Raw genomic sequence first — 14,761 nt, forward strand, 5'->3', positions numbered from 1 at the left:
TACAACTATACACATCTTATCATATTTGCCGCCCCGAGACAGAGGAATTTTGTGAAACTTGCGTGACACTCCCGGCAAAACCCCGATCTGGAAGGCCATTGCCGACGCCCTGCGTAGCGATCTGGCCGAAGGGCGCTATGGCCCGAGTGATAAGCTGCCGACCGAGGCTGCTCTGGCAGAACGGTTTGGTGTGAACCGCCACACGGTGCGTCACGGCATCTCGGCCCTTGTGGATGAGGGCCTGATCCGAACGCGCCGGGGTGCAGGCGCTTTTGTAGCAGCCACGCCCACCGATTACCCCATCGGCTCGCGAGTGCGATTCCACGAAAACCTCATCGCTGCTGGTCGCAGACCCGAAAAGAGGGTGCTTCATGTTGAAGAACGGGCAGCGACCGAAGGCGAGGCCACCGCCCTGGCCCTTTCACCTGGCGATCAGATCTGTGCGTATCACGGCCTCTCATTAGCGGACGGGCACCCCATCGCCGTATTCGAAAGCATGTTTCCCCTTGAGCGCCTGCCCGGCATCAGCGCAGCCCTGCAGGAGACCTGCAGCGTTACCGAGGCGTTAAACAGGTCGGGCGTCACTGACTATACCCGGGCCTCAACCCGGCTGACCGCCACGCGCGCCACGGCCACCCAAGCTCTGCATCTGCAGGTTTCCGAAGGTGACCCGCTGCTCAGATCATCCGGGGTGAATGTGGACGAACAGGGGCGACCGGTTGAATTTGGCCGAACCTGGTTTGTAGGAGACCGGGTGACACTGTCCCTTGAGAGTTAAGGCTCGTATTTCTCCAGAAACGCTTCCGCCATCAGAGCACGGAAATCGTCGAGCGCCAACCGCAACTTGTCATGAGACCAATTCCACCAGGCCAATGCGATCAACCGATCGGCGATATATCGTGGCTGACGCAGTCGCAAGGGTCTTGCAGGTGTACCGGCAACAATTGTGTAGGGGTCTACATCCTTCGTCACCAAGGCACCCGCAGCCACAACGGCCCCGTCACCCAGTGTGACCTCGGGCTTTATCATCGCGCCTGCGCCAATCCATGTATCGTTCCCGATATGGACAATTCGGGATTTGCGGTGACTGAAAAACACCTCGTCCCGATCCGCATCGTCCCAATAATCGTTCGAGCGATACAGGAAATGGTGACAGGACGCCGTGTGCAGCGGGTGATCAGTCGCGCCGATCCGCGAAAACGCGGCGATGTTGGCGAACTTACCGACCTTCGCGTTGGCGATGTCGGCATAACGATCGCAATAGCTGTAGTCGCCCATTTTTGTATGTACGACGCGGCTGCCCTTGCCGATTTCAACATAGGCCCCGAACGTACTTTCGGTAATCTCACATTCGGGGTGAATGAAGGTCTGTTCCGCTGAAAGCCGCGCCATCAGTCTTTCCGCCCGATCAGCTTACCGCGCAACCAGCCCGAGGCCCAATCCATGAACATTACCATGATGATGATCAGGACAATGTAATAGGCGACCTCTTCCCAATCTTTCTGCGTCTGGATGGCTTGCGTCAGCATCAGTCCGATGCCGCCACCGGTGATCGCACCGATGATCGTCGCTGAACGTGTATTGGATTCGAGGAAATATAGAATCTGGGCCAGCAGCACGGGAACAACCTGCGGGATCACCCCGAACCGGTATCGCTGTAGCGGTTTGGCCCCGGTCGAGGACACCCCCTCGATCTGTTTCTGATCAACGTTTTCCAACGCCTCCGAGAAGATCTTGCCGAAGGTGCCCGTGTCGGTAATCAGAATCGCCAACGCGCCGGTCAATGGTCCTGGGCCAAAGGCCCGAGACAGAACCACAGTCCAGATCAATGCGTCCACACCGCGCACAAAGTCGAAAAGACGGCGCGTTGCGGCGCGAAGCAACATGATCGGCGAAAACCGTTTGGCGGCGAGAAAGGCCAATGGAAGCGCGATCATCGCGGCACCCATCGTACCCAGAAATGCCATCAGGATCGTTTCTCCGATGGCCCAGGCCACATCCTTATGCCGCCACATCGCGTTGTTCCACCAGTCAGAGATTGCGCCTGCGATATTCGAACGGCTTGGATCGATCTGCGCGCCAAACAGGATCTCTCCAAGCCCATGGCCGTGGTAGGGACTGTCAAGCGTGAACCAGAACAGCTCCCAACCCGGGAAATAGTTGAACACTTCAGTCCGAGCGCCCGTCATGGTGATCCGGCCCTCATGCGTTGTGACACCAACACGCCGTTCAGATGCGGAAATCCAGTCGGGCAGTTCAGAGGGCAGATTTGTCGTCAGGCGACGTCCCTTGGCCTGCACTTCGATCAGCTGGAAGTCAGGTATTTCAATCTCGGTCCGGTTGTCAGGCAGGAACCGCACGATATGATTGCGGCCCAGATCGATCGTCGTCACCTCTTCACCCGATACCCAGTCGGGGCGTTGACCCTCGGGATAAGTGCCCTTGCGCTCGCCCTCAACAGCATAGGTCACCTCACCGCTCCGATTATTGCGTGTGACATGCACTTTGTGTGACCAGCTATCAGAAGCCAGTGTAACGGCGTTGTCCAGATTGGCACGTTGCGCAAGGCCCGGCAGGTCGAAGGCAAAGAAGATGTAGGTGAGATAAACGAGGATCACGACAGGAATGCTAAAGCCGATCAATCGTTTACGCTTAAAAAGCTTTTCGGCGTCAAGCTTGGCCCCGTCCAGCCCGAAGTTCCAATCAATTGTGGTCATTGGCCCTGCCCTTCGGTCAGACGGTTGCGGTAGCGGCTGGACACCTGATCGAAGAATACGATGGTGCCGAATAGCAGGATGAAAATCGCGCCGGCCTCGTCAAAACGACCCGGACCCCAAGCCATGGCATTGCGCAGTTCGTAACCCAACCCTCCCGCGCCGACGAAGCCCAGGATGGCAGAAGCGCGAATATTGATCTCAAATCGCAGCAACGTGTAGCTGATATAGTTTGGCGCGACCTGTGGCAGGATACCCAGCATCATCTGTTTCGACCAAGTCGCCCCGGTCGAAGCCAACCCCTCAACCGGTTTCAGGTCAGCGTTTTCGGATACTTCCGAGAACATTTTACCAAGCGCCCCTGCGGTGTGGATTGAGATAGCGATCATCGCCGGCACCGGACCGCCCCCAAGGACGAAGATCAGCACAAGCGCGATAACGATTTCCGGCACTGCGCGCATAACATCCGAGATACGCCGGAAGACCGGGATTAAACCCGGCCATTTCGCCAGCCCGCGTGTGCCAAGAAGCGACAGGATCAGACCACCGATGGCCCCGATCAACGTGGAAACTGCGGCAATGTTCACCGTCTCAACCAGTGCAGGGAAGTACTTCACGATCAGGCCAGGCAGATCGGCCCGCTTTTCCCAAGCTTCAGACAGCACATCCGCCGGGTAATCACCGATCTGATACAATCCGTCCCAGAACCCACCCGCGTTTCGGGAATCCGCAATGTTGAAACCTGATACCATCAGGACCACAAAGATCAGCAGCGTCAGCCCGCCATAAAGCCTGCGCTTGTGAACTTGTGCCATATAGCTGGATTGAATGGTCTCAACGCCGCCTGGCGCCGCACCGATTGATAAATCTGCCATCCCGAGCCCCGAATGAATAAAGACCGGCAACCCCAATGGGTTGCCGGAAACGTCATGTGCGCGCGTTAGCCACCGATTTTGGCTTTGCGGGCCTCAACAATCGAGATGTAGGTGTCATGCGATACCGGCTGGAAACCCAGCGTTTCGCCTGCCGCCACACCATATGCGCAATCGGGGTCACGCTCGTGCAGGCCATCGACAAGATCTGTCATGGTCGCGCGGACATCGGCAGGCAACGCCTTGCGCAGAACCACAGGGCCTTCGGGGATAACGTTCGATTTCCAGATCTGGACCATGTCGTTCATGTCGACAAGACCTGCGTCAACCGCTTTGCGCAGGGCACCAGAATTGTATCCATCTTCCCAGTTGCCCTGACCATCGGCCCAGGTCACACCACCATCAATGTCGCCATTATTCACAGCGACGATCGTCTGCTCGTGGCCACCAGTGAATTTGACCTCACCGAAATACTCACCCGACTCCATGGTGATACCTTCTTTGTATTGCGGGATTTCGATCGACGGGATCAGATAACCTGAGGTCGAGTTCGGATCACCAAATCCAAACACTCTGCCTTTCATGTCGTCCAGTGAGGTGACGCCACTATCCTTGCGGGCGAACCCAATCGAGTGATACCCGATTGAACCATCCACATTGACCTTGATCAGAACGGGCTCAACAGCTTCGGGGTCTTGCAGATAGGTGGCTGCGTAAGAAGAGGCACCCAGCCATGCCATGTCGAGTGTCCCGCCCAACAGGCCCTGTATCACACCGTTGTAGTCCGCCGGGGCGAATAGCTTGGTCTCAACGCCTAACGCCTCAGAGGTATAGTCCGCAAGACACTGGTACGAGTTCATGCGGTCCTGGGCATTTTCACCACCAAGGATGCCAATGCGAAACTCGGTGATTTCTTCGGCAAGAGCAGCAGTGCTCAATACAGTCGTGGCGGCAAACGCCAGTGCGAGGGTCTTTTTCATCATTTTCTCCGTTCGGTTAGATGAAGGTGGCCCGCGACGGACGCGGGGGGGGAAATGGCTCAGACGTAGGCTTCCGCTTCGCGGACCTCGGGCCTGTCCAGTGTTTCGATCTCGGTCGAGGTTGCGGCCTCGGAAAAGTCCGCGCCTGCACCGTAGATGTCGCGCGCTACGCCCGTGGTCAGCTGCGCAGGGGTGCCGTCGAACACAATCCGACCATCACGCATTCCGATGACTCGGTCGCAGTAGCGACGCGCGGTATCCAATGTGTGCAGATTAGCAATGACCATACGGCCGTCTTCTTCGTGAATGGCCCGCAGCGACTGCATCACAACCTGTGCATTCATTGGGTCCAGCGAGGCGATCGGCTCATCCGCCAGAATGATCTTCGGGTCCTGCATCAATGCGCGGGCGATGGCGACGCGTTGCTGCTGGCCGCCTGATAAGGCTTCGGCTCGCTTGGGTGCTTGCTCGGCAATGCCTAGCCGATCCAGAATTTCAATCGCTTTATGAATATCCGACCGCGGGTACAGGTTGAACATCGTCGAAAAGGTCGATTGCCTGTTCAGCGTGCCATGCAAAACGTTCGAGACGACATCCATGCGCGGTACAAGATTGAACTGCTGGAAGATCATCGCACAGCGCGATTGCCATTCGCGTTTGGCAGCACCGCGAAGCACAGAGATCTCTTCGCCTTCAAAAGTAATTGTGCCGGTCGTTGCATCGCTCAGACGGTTGACCATGCGCAAAAGCGTGGATTTTCCAGCCCCGGAGCTGCCTATAATCCCGATCATGGTTGGCTTGTCGACGACGATATTCGCCGAATCCACGGCCCATTTGTCACCAAACTTTTTGGTCAGCTTTTCAATTCTCAGCATATCGCCCCCATCGTTGCGAGGCGGATAGAACGTCAAAACAAAAGCTTCGTGACGCTTTTGAATCGTTTCGTTTACATCTACGCGAAAGATTTGTGACAGGCGCGATGATTGCCTGGTTCTGCAGCGTGCGGCGTTTCTCGCAGGACTCTGCGCGAGTTTTATCCACAGGGCGTCATAAAACTGTTACGCTTGAGCGCAGAAAGAACTAACCTTCACCTATGACCCGTCTTCATGCCAGCCTTCTTCTATGCCTTGCGGTGCCTTCTACTGCGCAGTCTAAAATGGCGGATGTCAGCTGTGATGACAGCGCGCGGATGGCACAGACACTGAAACAGGTTCTGGGGGCCGAACGTCAGGGCATGGGTTTGCGCGATCCCGAAACGATGCTGGAGGTTTGGGTCAAACGTACAAGCGGAGACTGGATGATCGTTCAGAACTACGCCAACGGTACTTCATGCATCGTCGCGATGGGGGAACATTGGCAAGGTGAGGTGCCAGACCCGGCTTAGGCAGGTGTCAGCAGACCGCGCGAACTGCAGACGCGCAATCTCGCTGCTTGTTTTGTTCCTTCTGAAGATCTCGCGAAGGGATCAGATCAGTCCAGCAGCCCACGTTCGGTCAGGACTTTGCGAGCAACACGGAAGCATTCAAGAGACTGCGGGACGCCACAATAAATGCCGATCACATGAATGATTGATCGGATTTCCTCTTTGGTGACACCATTGTTCAACGCGCCGTTACAGTGGATTTCCCATTCATGCATCTTGCCGAGTGCCCCAATCATAGCGAGGTTCATCATCGAACGGGTCTTGTGATCGATCGTGTCATCCCCCCAGCCGAAGCCCCAGCACCAAGCAGTCATGTTCTCTTGGAATGAGCGGGTAAAATCATCCGCCGCTGCCAGGTTCTTCTCAACATACTCGGCGCCCAGCGTCGACTTGCGCTGCTTCAGGCCATGTTCAAACAGGTTGTCGTCCATCATTCTCTCCTCAGGTGAAACGACCGATCTGCAACTTAGTCGGTCCTGGCTCGATATTCCGCTAAAGCCGCCGCCCCTGTCTTACAACCAACCCCACCACCGAAGGCAAGGGGCTCGATCGCGTCGTTCTGGTCGGGTGTGCCCTTTGGCACAGCGTTGGCTTCGGTGATGTCTTATCTGGCCCATCCACAGCACGTAACGTTATTCAATCGCCTCGCGCATCCATTGTTGAAGCTTCGCAACGGAATGCTCGCTCATGACGCCACAGGCCGGATCAAGCACCAGCGGTCCCGGTTTGTACCCTTTGGATTTCAGGCCGCGGTGAACGGATTCCACTAACCGAATATCCTCGGCCACGGTCGTTTCGCGATCCTGAGTGGCAAGGCCACGGATCACGTCGCTTTCATGACCGCCTTCTGTGTACCACCCGCGCCAGACGGTACAGCTGTCCACTGTGTTTGCCCGCCAATGATAGGTGTTCAGAACATTTCCCGGATAGCATTGGAACGAGAACATCGGCCACAGGAACCAGCTTTGATAGTCGCCCGCGTGCATGTTGCTTTCCAGATCAATCGGATAGGTCATCTTTTCGAGGCTTTGGCACTCGGTCGTGTGACGCAGCACGTAACCTCCCGACACATCGGGCTGAATGTCATAGGTTTCCGGTTTGATCACGCCTTCTGCAAAGGTCGGGTGATTAGTTGGGCAGTGATAGCATTCCGAGTAATTCTCGATCGAAACCTTCCAATTGCAGTTCTCGGGGATTTCTATCCACTCCAAAGGGGCCAGAGCGTTAATGTTTGGCACGAACTCCGACAGCTCATCCCGGACGCCGGGATACCATTCGTCCATCGGTGCCGCGGTATCGTCGAGATTGACGAAGATGAACCCGAGGAAATCTTCGGTCCGCACTTCGGTCAGGCAGATTTTTTCGCGATCAAAACCGGGGACTTTCTTGATGTTCGGCCCGGACCGCAGACCGCCAGTCAGTTCGTAGGTCCACTGATGATAAGGGCAGACTACAACGCGGGTATTCCCGGTTCCCGTCACCATTTCATGCGCACGATGCTGGCACACGTTGTAGAAAGTCCGGACGACGTAATCGCGTCCGCGTATGGCAAAAAGATTCTGACCAGCGATTTCGAAAGCAAAGTAATCGCCAACATTTGGGATATCCGCCGCGTGGCCTGCGTATTGCCAGGTTCTGCATAACAGGCCGGTCATCTCTTTGTCGAAGATGTCGGGGTCCGTATAGTACCGGGCCTCAAGCGAGTGGGTCGGCGGGGCATTCATATTTGTTCCTCCTGATACAGGCCAAGCTGATGATTCAGGCAAAAAGATCGCTTCAGGATTCGTAACATCCGTACGGGCCAGAACACCATCCGAAACATCTGTACCGTTCATTTCTTGCGTTGGTATGTACATTTGTGCCATCGTATATTTACTCTGGTACATTTGTAGCAATAGGAAGTCCACAGAAATCCATGTCTCGGGAACAGGAAGTTTGCGATGTCTAAGAAGGAACTGCCTGCACACGCAAAGGTCGTCATTGTCGGAGGTGGCGTCATGGGCTGCGGTCTGGCCTATCATCTGGGCCATGAAGGCTGGGGCGAAGACACGGTGTTGCTGGAAAAGGCCGAGTTAACCTCGGGCTCAACATGGCATGCCGCAGGTCAGATCACCCATTCCACCAGTTCCTATGGGCTGGGCAAAATGGTCGACTATAACATCGGCCTTTATTCCAAGACACTTGAGGAAGAAACCGGTCAGGCCGTCACATGGCACGGCTGCGGTTCTTTCCGTCTGGCATATACCGAAGATGAGATGGACTGGCTGCGCCACACCTTATCGGTTGGCCGTGCGCTGGGGTTCAATATCGAGTTGGTAGGGCCTGACTTCATCGCTGAAAAGCACCCTTACTATAACCTCGACGGTGTCATTGGTGCGCTTTACACGCCAGACGACGGCCACGTTGATCCTTCGAACGTGACCATGGCCATGGCCGCTGGTGCCCGCCAGAAGGGTGTGAAGATTTTCCGCCACTGTCGCGCGACCAACATCACCCAGAACGACGCCGGTGAATGGGTGGTGGAAACCGAACAAGGCACCATTATCTGCGAACACGTGGTCAACGCGGGCGGAACCTATGCCCGTCAGATGGGCGAATGGTCGAACCTGCAGTTGCCCATGACCTCGATGACCCATCATTACTTCGTCACCGAAGATGTGCCGGAATTCAAAGACCTTAAGACCGAGCTGCCGGTGATCCGCGATGACAAGATGGTTTCGGGCTACATCCGTATGGAACAAAAGAAGGGCCTGATCGGGATCTACGAAAAAGAGAACTCGAACTCTGTCTGGCACGATGAATGCCCATGGGAATACGAAAACTGGCTGTTCGAGGCGGATTATGACCGTGTCATGCCATGGCTGGAAAACTCGTTGGAACGGATGCCGATCTTTGCGGAACTGGGCATCACCCGCGAGGTCCATGGCGCGATCAGCCATCCGCCAGATGGCAACCCGATGGTCGGCCCCGCGCCGGGCGTCAAGAATTATTGGTGCTGCTGTGGCACGCAGATCGGCATCGGTTGGGGGCCTGGTCTGACCCGTGAACTGGCCAAATGGATGGTACACGGTGCTGCTGATATCAACATGCGCGACTATGATCCGCGCCGCTTTGGCAGCTATGCCAAGAAAGACTGGCAGGTCATCAAGGCGCACGAGGATTACAAGCTGCGGCACGAGATCCCCTTTCCGCATTTCAACCGCCTTGCAGGGCGTCCGATCAAACCCTCGCCGCTTTATGAGATCCTCAAACAAAAGGGCGCGGTCTATGAAGAGGTTTTCGGCCACGAACGCCCCCGCTGGTTCGCGCGCAATGGTGTTGAACAGCGTGACCACTATTCGTTCCGCCGTAACGAGGTTTTCGACATGGTGGCGCTGGAATGCCAGGCCGTGCGTGAGCGGGTCGGCATCATGGACGTGACCGCGTTCACCAAGGTCGAAGTTTCAGGCCCAGATGCCTATGCCTATCTTGACAGGCTGACGGCCAACAAGATGCCACAGAAAGATGGCTCGATCACCTTGACCCACTTTCTGAACCGCCGGGGCCGTATCGAGCTTGAGACGACCATCGTTCGCATGGCGGAAGACCGCTATTATCTGGTCTGCGCGGCGTTCTTTGAACAGCGCCTTGTCGATCACTTGAACCAGAACCTCGCGGGAGAGACCGTCTTTGTCAAAACGCTCTCCGAAGATTGGTCGGCTTTGTCCCTGAGCGGGCCAAAATCCCGCGAGGTGCTGGCCAGATGCACCGACGCGGACCTGTCCAACGCCGGGTTCCGCTGGCTATCGGCTCAGGAAATCACCATCGCGGGGCAAAAGGTCTGGGCCTTCCGCATGTCCTATGCGGGCGAGTTGGGTTGGGAATTCCACATGCCAGATGAAGCCTGCGTTGACGTCTACAGCGCGCTATGGGCTGCGGGCGAAAACTATGGCATCGAGAACTACGGCTCGTTTGCGATGAACAGCCTGCGCATGGAAAAAGCATTCCCCGGTGCTGGAGAGCTGACCAACGAGGTCACGTTGCCCGAGGCCAATGTCAGCCGGTTCTTCAAGCTGGACAAAGAGTATCTGGGTGTCGAAGCAACGCGCGCCAGTGCCGCTCAGTCTGAGGCGGGCGAGATGCCATGGATTTGCGCCTATTTGGAGATCGAACCGGATGGGGTCGAAGATGGTCATGGGGGCGAGGCTATTCGGATCAACGGCGAGGTTGTCGGTGCAACAGCCTCGGTCGCCTATGGCCACAGCTTCGGCAAAATCCTCGCCTTTGCTTACGTCAAGCCACACGTGAATGTTCCGGGCACAGAGATCGAAGTAGTTATCGCTGGTGTACCCCGCAAAGGGCGTGTCCTCGGCGAAGCAGCCTATGATCCGAAATCTGAGCGCCCACGTACGGATGCGGTTCGTGAATTGGCGTGATCTGAATGTCAGTGCGCCGGGGATTGCTCCTCAGCGCATGGCGGCCATCGCAGGAACCCTGTGGTGAAACCATGAAGATAACGCGTATCCGAGTTTTCAAGACCCCCCTGCCCTATGTCGGCGGCTCATACGGCTGGGGCGCGGGTAACGCGATCACAACGTCGATGTCATCGGTTGTGGTGATCGATACGGATGCGGGCCTGCAAGGATGCGGTGAGTTTGCCCCTTGCGGCGAGAACTACATGATCGCCCATTCCGAAGGGGTCGAAGCCTTTGCCCGCCTCGCCGCCCCGCGCTTGCTGGGGGAAGATCCCCGCCAGCTGTCCAAGATCGAACGGTTGTTGGATGGCACGGTCCAAGGTCACGGCTACGCCAAAGCGCCCTTTGATGCAGCGTGTTGGGATATTCTGGGACGGTCCACCGGACAACCTGTTTGGATGCTGATGGGCGGCAAACTCACCGATGGTGCGCCGATGTACCGGGTTGTGCCGCAAAGGCCTGTCTTGGAAGAAACCATCGCCGAGATGGAGCAGCACCGCGCAGCGGGATACCGGCAGTTCCAGATCAAGGTAGGTGGCGACTGGGTGACCGATATCGACCGTATCCGCGAAGGCGTGCCCCTGCTGAAACCCGGTGAAAAGGCGATGGCAGACGCCAATCAGGGTTGGCGCGTTGACAACGCCATCCGTGTGGCCCGGGCAACCCGAGATCTGGACTTTATCCTTGAACAACCCTGCCACAGCTATGACGAATGCCAGCAGGTGCGCCGCGTAGCCGAGCAACCGATGAAGCTGGATGAATGTGTGACCGGGATCGACATGGCCCGGCGTATTGTAAACGATCGGGGTGCCGAAATTTGCTGTCTGAAGATTTCAAACCTTGGTGGGCTGTCCAAAGCCCGCCGGGTGCGTGATTTCCTGATTGATCACGGTATTCCGGTTGTCTCCGAGGACACATGGGGCGGGCAGATCACCACCGCTGCGGTCGGCCATTTTGCGGCCTCAACACCCCAAGAGATGCTGATCAATTCAACCGATCTGATGAACTACAACACCTGTAACACCGGGATTGGCGGCCCCACAGTAAGGGACGGTAAACTCCATGCCACAGATACTCCGGGGCTTGGGGTGACGCCGGACTTTGACAGCCTTGGCCCACCTGTCGCAACCTACGAATCCTGCGCCTGATGGAAACCGCCTGATGAAGATTACTCGCATCACCGCCTGGGAAGTCCCGCTGACCTCGCATGACACCTATTACATGGCCGTGGGCAAGACCTGCGATACGACGGTTTCAGTGGTTGTCCGTCTGGATACCGATACCGGCGCATCGGGCTGGGGAGAGGTTTGTCCGATCCCGCACTATTTACCCGCCTATGCCAAGGGCGTGGTTCCAGCGCTTGAAGAGATGGCACCCGTTCTCATCGGCGCTAACCCGGTTGGTCCCGAAGCGCTGATGGAGCGCCTTAATAAGCATCTGATCGGGCATGGCTACGCCAAGTCAGCCATTGATACAGCGCTTTGGGATCTGACCGCACAGGCAGCAGGACTGCCGCTATATGCTTTGCTCGGTGGGCGCGCCGTTGCCGATATGCCGCTGTATCATTCAATCACCTGTATCGCACCGGGAGAAATGGCGCGCATGGCGCGCGATGCCTTTGATCAGGGCATGCGACAGTTTCAGGTGAAGCTGGGTGCAGATAACAACTGGGAAGCCGACGTTGCTCGTTTGATTCAAGTGCGCGAGGCTGTTGGTCATGGCCCGTTGGTTTATGGAGACTGGAATTGCGGGTCAGATACGCTGACCGCCACACGAGTTGGCCGCGCTGTCTCGCATCTGGACATAATGCTGGAACAACCTTGCGCCACGATCGAGGAATGCGCCCATGTCCGCGCCGCGACTGGTCTGCCGATGAAGCTGGACGAAAGCGCCTGTGACATTCATTCGGTTCTGGCAGGACACCGCGCTGGCTGCATGGATGCTGCTGCGCTGAAACTGTCGAAGATGGGCGGCCTTTCGACGATGCGTCAAATCCGCGATCTCTGCCTGTCGCTTGGCACGCAGATGTGCATCGAGGATACCTGGGGCAGCGATGTTACGACGGCCGCCTCGCTGCATCTTGCGGCCTCAACCCCAGCGCACGGCATCATGAATACATGCGATCTGTCCCACTATGTCAAACCGCGTCTCGATCCGAATGCACCTAGCCGCCGGAACGGTCGCATCGCCCCACCCGAAGGCCCCGGCCTTGGCGTCAGGCCTGATGCAGACGCTTTGGGCCAGCCAGTAACCATCATCGATTGATCCCAACCCCGCACGCCAAGAGGCCTGTTATGGAAGACTTCAGCAACGCCTACCCCTCCCATGATCCCGAATGGGTCAAAGACATGCACGCGGACCATTACCTGCAAAGCTGGTCAAAGCAGGGCAGCCGCCCGCGCGTCATAACCGGCGCCCAGGGCAGCTGGTTCTGGGACAGCGATGGCAAACGCTACCTCGATTTTCAAAGCCAGCTGGTGAACGCCAATATGGGTCATCAGCACCCCAAGATCGTACAAGCGATTAAGGATCAGGCGGACAAGCTTTGTTATATCGGCCCGGCCATGGGCTCGGATGTTCGATCAGAACTCGCGGCAATCATGACCGAGATCACACCTGCCAACATCTCATCAACCTTTTTTACAACAGGAGGGTCCGCCGCCAATGAAACCGCGATCCGTTTGGCGCGGCATTACACCGGTCGGACAAAGATCATTGCCCGCTACCGTTCCTACCACGGGGCAACCGGTGGCACGCTATCGCTGACCGGCGACCCGCGCCACCATCTGACCCGCGCCGATATGCCGGGCATCGTGCGGATGCTTGATCCTTACGTCTATCGGTTACCAACAGGCCACAAAGACCCGGCCCAGTGCCCGGTCGCCCAAGGCGGGCCGCATCTGGAAGAAATCCTGATGTATGAAAACCCCAACACCGTGGCCGCTGTCATTCTGGAACCTATTGTCGGCACAAACGGGATCATCGTGCCACCCAACGGATATCTGCAATCTATTAAGGCAACCTGCGAGAAATATGGCATCCTACTGATCGCGGATGAGGTCATGGCCGGGTTTGGCCGGACCGGGAAATGGTTCGCTGTGGATCACTGGGGTGTTCAACCGGACATCATCACCTCGGCCAAAGGCATTAACTCGGGCTACGTCCCGCTTGGCACAATGTCCGTCAGTACCGAATTGCATGATTGGCTGCGCGACACCCCGCTACCCGGGGGTCTGACCTATGCTGGCCATCCCCTTGCCTGCGCCTCAGGCGTCGCCGCGATCCGTGCCATGCAGGAAGAAGGCACGCTGGACCATGCCACCGCGATGGGTGAAAAGATGCGCGCAGAGCTGCACAAGCTGGCAAAGAAACACCCCTCGATCGGGGATATTCGCGGCAAGGGCATGTTTAACGGGATCGAACTGGTCAAGAACCGCGACACCCGCGAACCGCTGGTGCCGTTTGCCGCCAAAGGTGCGGACGCCAAACCCATGAGCGAGATGATGAGCTTTGCGATGAACGAAGGCCTCTACCTGTCCTTCTTCTCGAACGTGATCCGCCTGACCCCACCGCTCAACATCAGTGAAGACGACCTGATGACAGGGCTGGCGATTCTGGACCGCACCCTCTACATCGCCGACCGGGAGTGTCTCTGAGAACTAGTCGGCGCGAACGATCGCATTTCGGAAATCCAAAGCCATCACATAGCCCTACGCCGCAGCCTCCGCTCGTTGCGAGCGCAATCACAAAATGAACGCTCTGGTCAGACCCTTCTACGCGTTGCTGACCAAGAAGGCCTGCGCGGCCTTCTGGAAGGAAGGCCAGGCAATCACGGCAGCATATCGGATATTCTGCTAAATCCCGCCAGATCGAAACCAAAGGAAATCGGATCGCCGACCCGGTTTACGCTTTCAATACTCAACAGATTGCCAGCGCGCATCTTTGACATCCAGTCCTGAGAAACAGGAGAACGGGCAAAACAACCCTGTGCTTCGCAGGTTAGAAAATCCAGCCGCGCGATCTCGGCATCATCCACTTTAGCAATCAGCCCTTCAGAGAACAGCAGGCCAAATGGCAGTGTCAGCACCGCTTCGATCTCGTCTCTGCCGGCAGGTTTGACGAACGCAATCGAGGCAAGCCTTTGATTGTTCTCGGTTAAGATAATGGTCTGGGTCATTTCACAAATCAATTCAGTTCCGTTGACCTGATTGCTGCAGTTGACCGACCACAATGGCGCTTCGTTTTCCTGTGCGCCAAGTTGAGTTGTCAAACCGAACGACGCCACCAAAGCGTAGATCCAAGTTTTCATACTGCTGTT

Annotated in this window: 14 protein-coding genes; 6 read left to right on the plus strand and 8 right to left on the minus strand. The window is 56.8% G+C overall.

Features of this window, described 5'->3' with window-relative positions; all coding sequences use genetic code 11:
• The first annotated feature begins 58 nt into the window (after positions 1-58).
• The gene (gene phnF / locus ACR0AH_RS08240; protein ID WP_480591282.1) at positions 59-778 is read left to right on the plus strand and encodes a phosphonate metabolism transcriptional regulator PhnF; all 720 of its coding nucleotides are present in this window, start codon (positions 59-61) and stop codon (positions 776-778) included.
• Here phnF and ACR0AH_RS08245 read toward each other — a convergent pair.
• The 5 genes from ACR0AH_RS08245 to phnC all read right to left on the minus strand — a co-directional run bounded on the left by ACR0AH_RS08245 (position 775) and on the right by phnC (position 5,441).
• Positions 775-1,392 carry a DapH/DapD/GlmU-related protein gene (locus ACR0AH_RS08245; RefSeq protein WP_480591284.1) on the minus strand — a complete coding sequence of 206 codons (618 nt, stop codon included), beginning with the start codon at positions 1,390-1,392 and terminating at the stop codon, positions 775-777. The genes phnF and ACR0AH_RS08245 overlap by 4 nt on opposite strands.
• Positions 1,392-2,717, minus strand: coding sequence for a phosphonate ABC transporter, permease protein PhnE (phnE, locus tag ACR0AH_RS08250; RefSeq protein WP_480591286.1), 1,326 nt, complete (start codon positions 2,715-2,717; stop codon positions 1,392-1,394). Before phnE (ACR0AH_RS08250) ends, ACR0AH_RS08245 begins: the two co-directional genes overlap by 1 nt.
• Positions 2,714-3,589, minus strand: coding sequence for a phosphonate ABC transporter, permease protein PhnE (phnE, locus tag ACR0AH_RS08255; protein ID WP_170732776.1), 876 nt, complete (start codon positions 3,587-3,589; stop codon positions 2,714-2,716). Before phnE (ACR0AH_RS08255) ends, phnE (ACR0AH_RS08250) begins: the two co-directional genes overlap by 4 nt.
• A gap of 65 nt (positions 3,590-3,654) precedes the next feature.
• Entirely contained in the window at positions 3,655-4,566 is a 912-nt protein-coding gene (phnD, locus tag ACR0AH_RS08260; RefSeq protein WP_170509511.1) for a phosphonate ABC transporter substrate-binding protein, read from the minus strand.
• Positions 4,567-4,625: 59 nt separating this feature from the next.
• Positions 4,626-5,441, minus strand: a complete 816-nt coding sequence (gene phnC / locus ACR0AH_RS08265; protein ID WP_480591287.1) for a phosphonate ABC transporter ATP-binding protein — start codon at positions 5,439-5,441, stop codon at positions 4,626-4,628.
• A 218-nt stretch (positions 5,442-5,659) separates the two neighbouring features.
• Here phnC and ACR0AH_RS08270 point away from each other — a divergent pair, with 218 nt between their 5' ends.
• The gene (locus tag ACR0AH_RS08270) at positions 5,660-5,950 is read left to right on the plus strand and encodes a hypothetical protein (RefSeq protein ID WP_480591290.1); all 291 of its coding nucleotides are present in this window, start codon (positions 5,660-5,662) and stop codon (positions 5,948-5,950) included.
• Between the two features lie 86 nt (positions 5,951-6,036).
• On the opposite strand, the gene ACR0AH_RS08275 is transcribed toward ACR0AH_RS08270, so the two are convergent.
• Together ACR0AH_RS08275 and ACR0AH_RS08280 are read right to left on the minus strand one after the other, a co-directional pair.
• The gene (locus ACR0AH_RS08275; RefSeq protein ID WP_480436495.1) at positions 6,037-6,423 is read right to left on the minus strand and encodes a carboxymuconolactone decarboxylase family protein; all 387 of its coding nucleotides are present in this window, start codon (positions 6,421-6,423) and stop codon (positions 6,037-6,039) included.
• 198 nt (positions 6,424-6,621) lie between these two features.
• The gene (locus ACR0AH_RS08280) at positions 6,622-7,713 is read right to left on the minus strand and encodes an aromatic ring-hydroxylating oxygenase subunit alpha (protein ID WP_480591292.1); all 1,092 of its coding nucleotides are present in this window, start codon (positions 7,711-7,713) and stop codon (positions 6,622-6,624) included.
• 216 nt (positions 7,714-7,929) lie between these two features.
• On the opposite strand from ACR0AH_RS08280, the gene ACR0AH_RS08285 reads away from it, so the two are divergent.
• From ACR0AH_RS08285 to ACR0AH_RS08300, 4 genes are all read left to right on the plus strand, one after another.
• Positions 7,930-10,404, plus strand: coding sequence for an FAD-dependent oxidoreductase (locus ACR0AH_RS08285; protein ID WP_480591294.1), 2,475 nt, complete (start codon positions 7,930-7,932; stop codon positions 10,402-10,404).
• A gap of 71 nt (positions 10,405-10,475) precedes the next feature.
• A complete protein-coding gene (locus ACR0AH_RS08290) occupies positions 10,476-11,591 on the plus strand; it encodes a mandelate racemase/muconate lactonizing enzyme family protein (protein ID WP_480591297.1) in 1,116 nt (371 codons plus the stop codon).
• Between the two features lie 13 nt (positions 11,592-11,604).
• A complete protein-coding gene (locus ACR0AH_RS08295; RefSeq protein ID WP_480591298.1) occupies positions 11,605-12,708 on the plus strand; it encodes a mandelate racemase/muconate lactonizing enzyme family protein in 1,104 nt (367 codons plus the stop codon).
• A gap of 29 nt (positions 12,709-12,737) precedes the next feature.
• Positions 12,738-14,099 carry an aminotransferase class III-fold pyridoxal phosphate-dependent enzyme gene (locus ACR0AH_RS08300; RefSeq protein ID WP_480591299.1) on the plus strand — a complete coding sequence of 454 codons (1,362 nt, stop codon included), beginning with the start codon at positions 12,738-12,740 and terminating at the stop codon, positions 14,097-14,099.
• Between the two features lie 173 nt (positions 14,100-14,272).
• Here the strand turns inward: ACR0AH_RS08300 and ACR0AH_RS08305 are convergent, their stop codons facing one another.
• A complete protein-coding gene (locus tag ACR0AH_RS08305) occupies positions 14,273-14,752 on the minus strand; it encodes an invasion associated locus B family protein (RefSeq protein WP_170407630.1) in 480 nt (159 codons plus the stop codon).
• Positions 14,753-14,761 lie beyond the last annotated feature (9 nt).

Source organism: Ruegeria sp. AM5, assembly GCF_056540645.1.

Bases quoted from the DNA above. Each gene is read 5' to 3' on its own strand.
- ACR0AH_RS08245 (WP_480591284.1), bottom strand. From the start codon at position 1,392: ATGGCGCGGCTTTCAGCGGAACAGACCTTCATTCACCCCGAATGTGAG.
- phnE (WP_480591286.1), bottom strand. From the start codon at position 2,717: ATGACCACAATTGATTGGAACTTCGGGCTGGACGGGGCCAAGCTTGAC.
- phnE (WP_170732776.1), bottom strand. From the start codon at position 3,589: ATGGCAGATTTATCAATCGGTGCGGCGCCAGGCGGCGTTGAGACCATT.
- phnD (WP_170509511.1), bottom strand. From the start codon at position 4,566: ATGAAAAAGACCCTCGCACTGGCGTTTGCCGCCACGACTGTATTGAGC.
- phnC (WP_480591287.1), bottom strand. From the start codon at position 5,441: ATGCTGAGAATTGAAAAGCTGACCAAAAAGTTTGGTGACAAATGGGCC.
- ACR0AH_RS08270 (WP_480591290.1), top strand. From the start codon at position 5,660: ATGACCCGTCTTCATGCCAGCCTTCTTCTATGCCTTGCGGTGCCTTCT.
- ACR0AH_RS08275 (WP_480436495.1), bottom strand. From the start codon at position 6,423: ATGATGGACGACAACCTGTTTGAACATGGCCTGAAGCAGCGCAAGTCG.
- ACR0AH_RS08280 (WP_480591292.1), bottom strand. From the start codon at position 7,713: ATGAATGCCCCGCCGACCCACTCGCTTGAGGCCCGGTACTATACGGAC.
- ACR0AH_RS08285 (WP_480591294.1), top strand. From the start codon at position 7,930: ATGTCTAAGAAGGAACTGCCTGCACACGCAAAGGTCGTCATTGTCGGA.
- ACR0AH_RS08290 (WP_480591297.1), top strand. From the start codon at position 10,476: ATGAAGATAACGCGTATCCGAGTTTTCAAGACCCCCCTGCCCTATGTC.
- ACR0AH_RS08295 (WP_480591298.1), top strand. From the start codon at position 11,605: ATGAAGATTACTCGCATCACCGCCTGGGAAGTCCCGCTGACCTCGCAT.
- ACR0AH_RS08300 (WP_480591299.1), top strand. From the start codon at position 12,738: ATGGAAGACTTCAGCAACGCCTACCCCTCCCATGATCCCGAATGGGTC.
- ACR0AH_RS08305 (WP_170407630.1), bottom strand. From the start codon at position 14,752: ATGAAAACTTGGATCTACGCTTTGGTGGCGTCGTTCGGTTTGACAACT.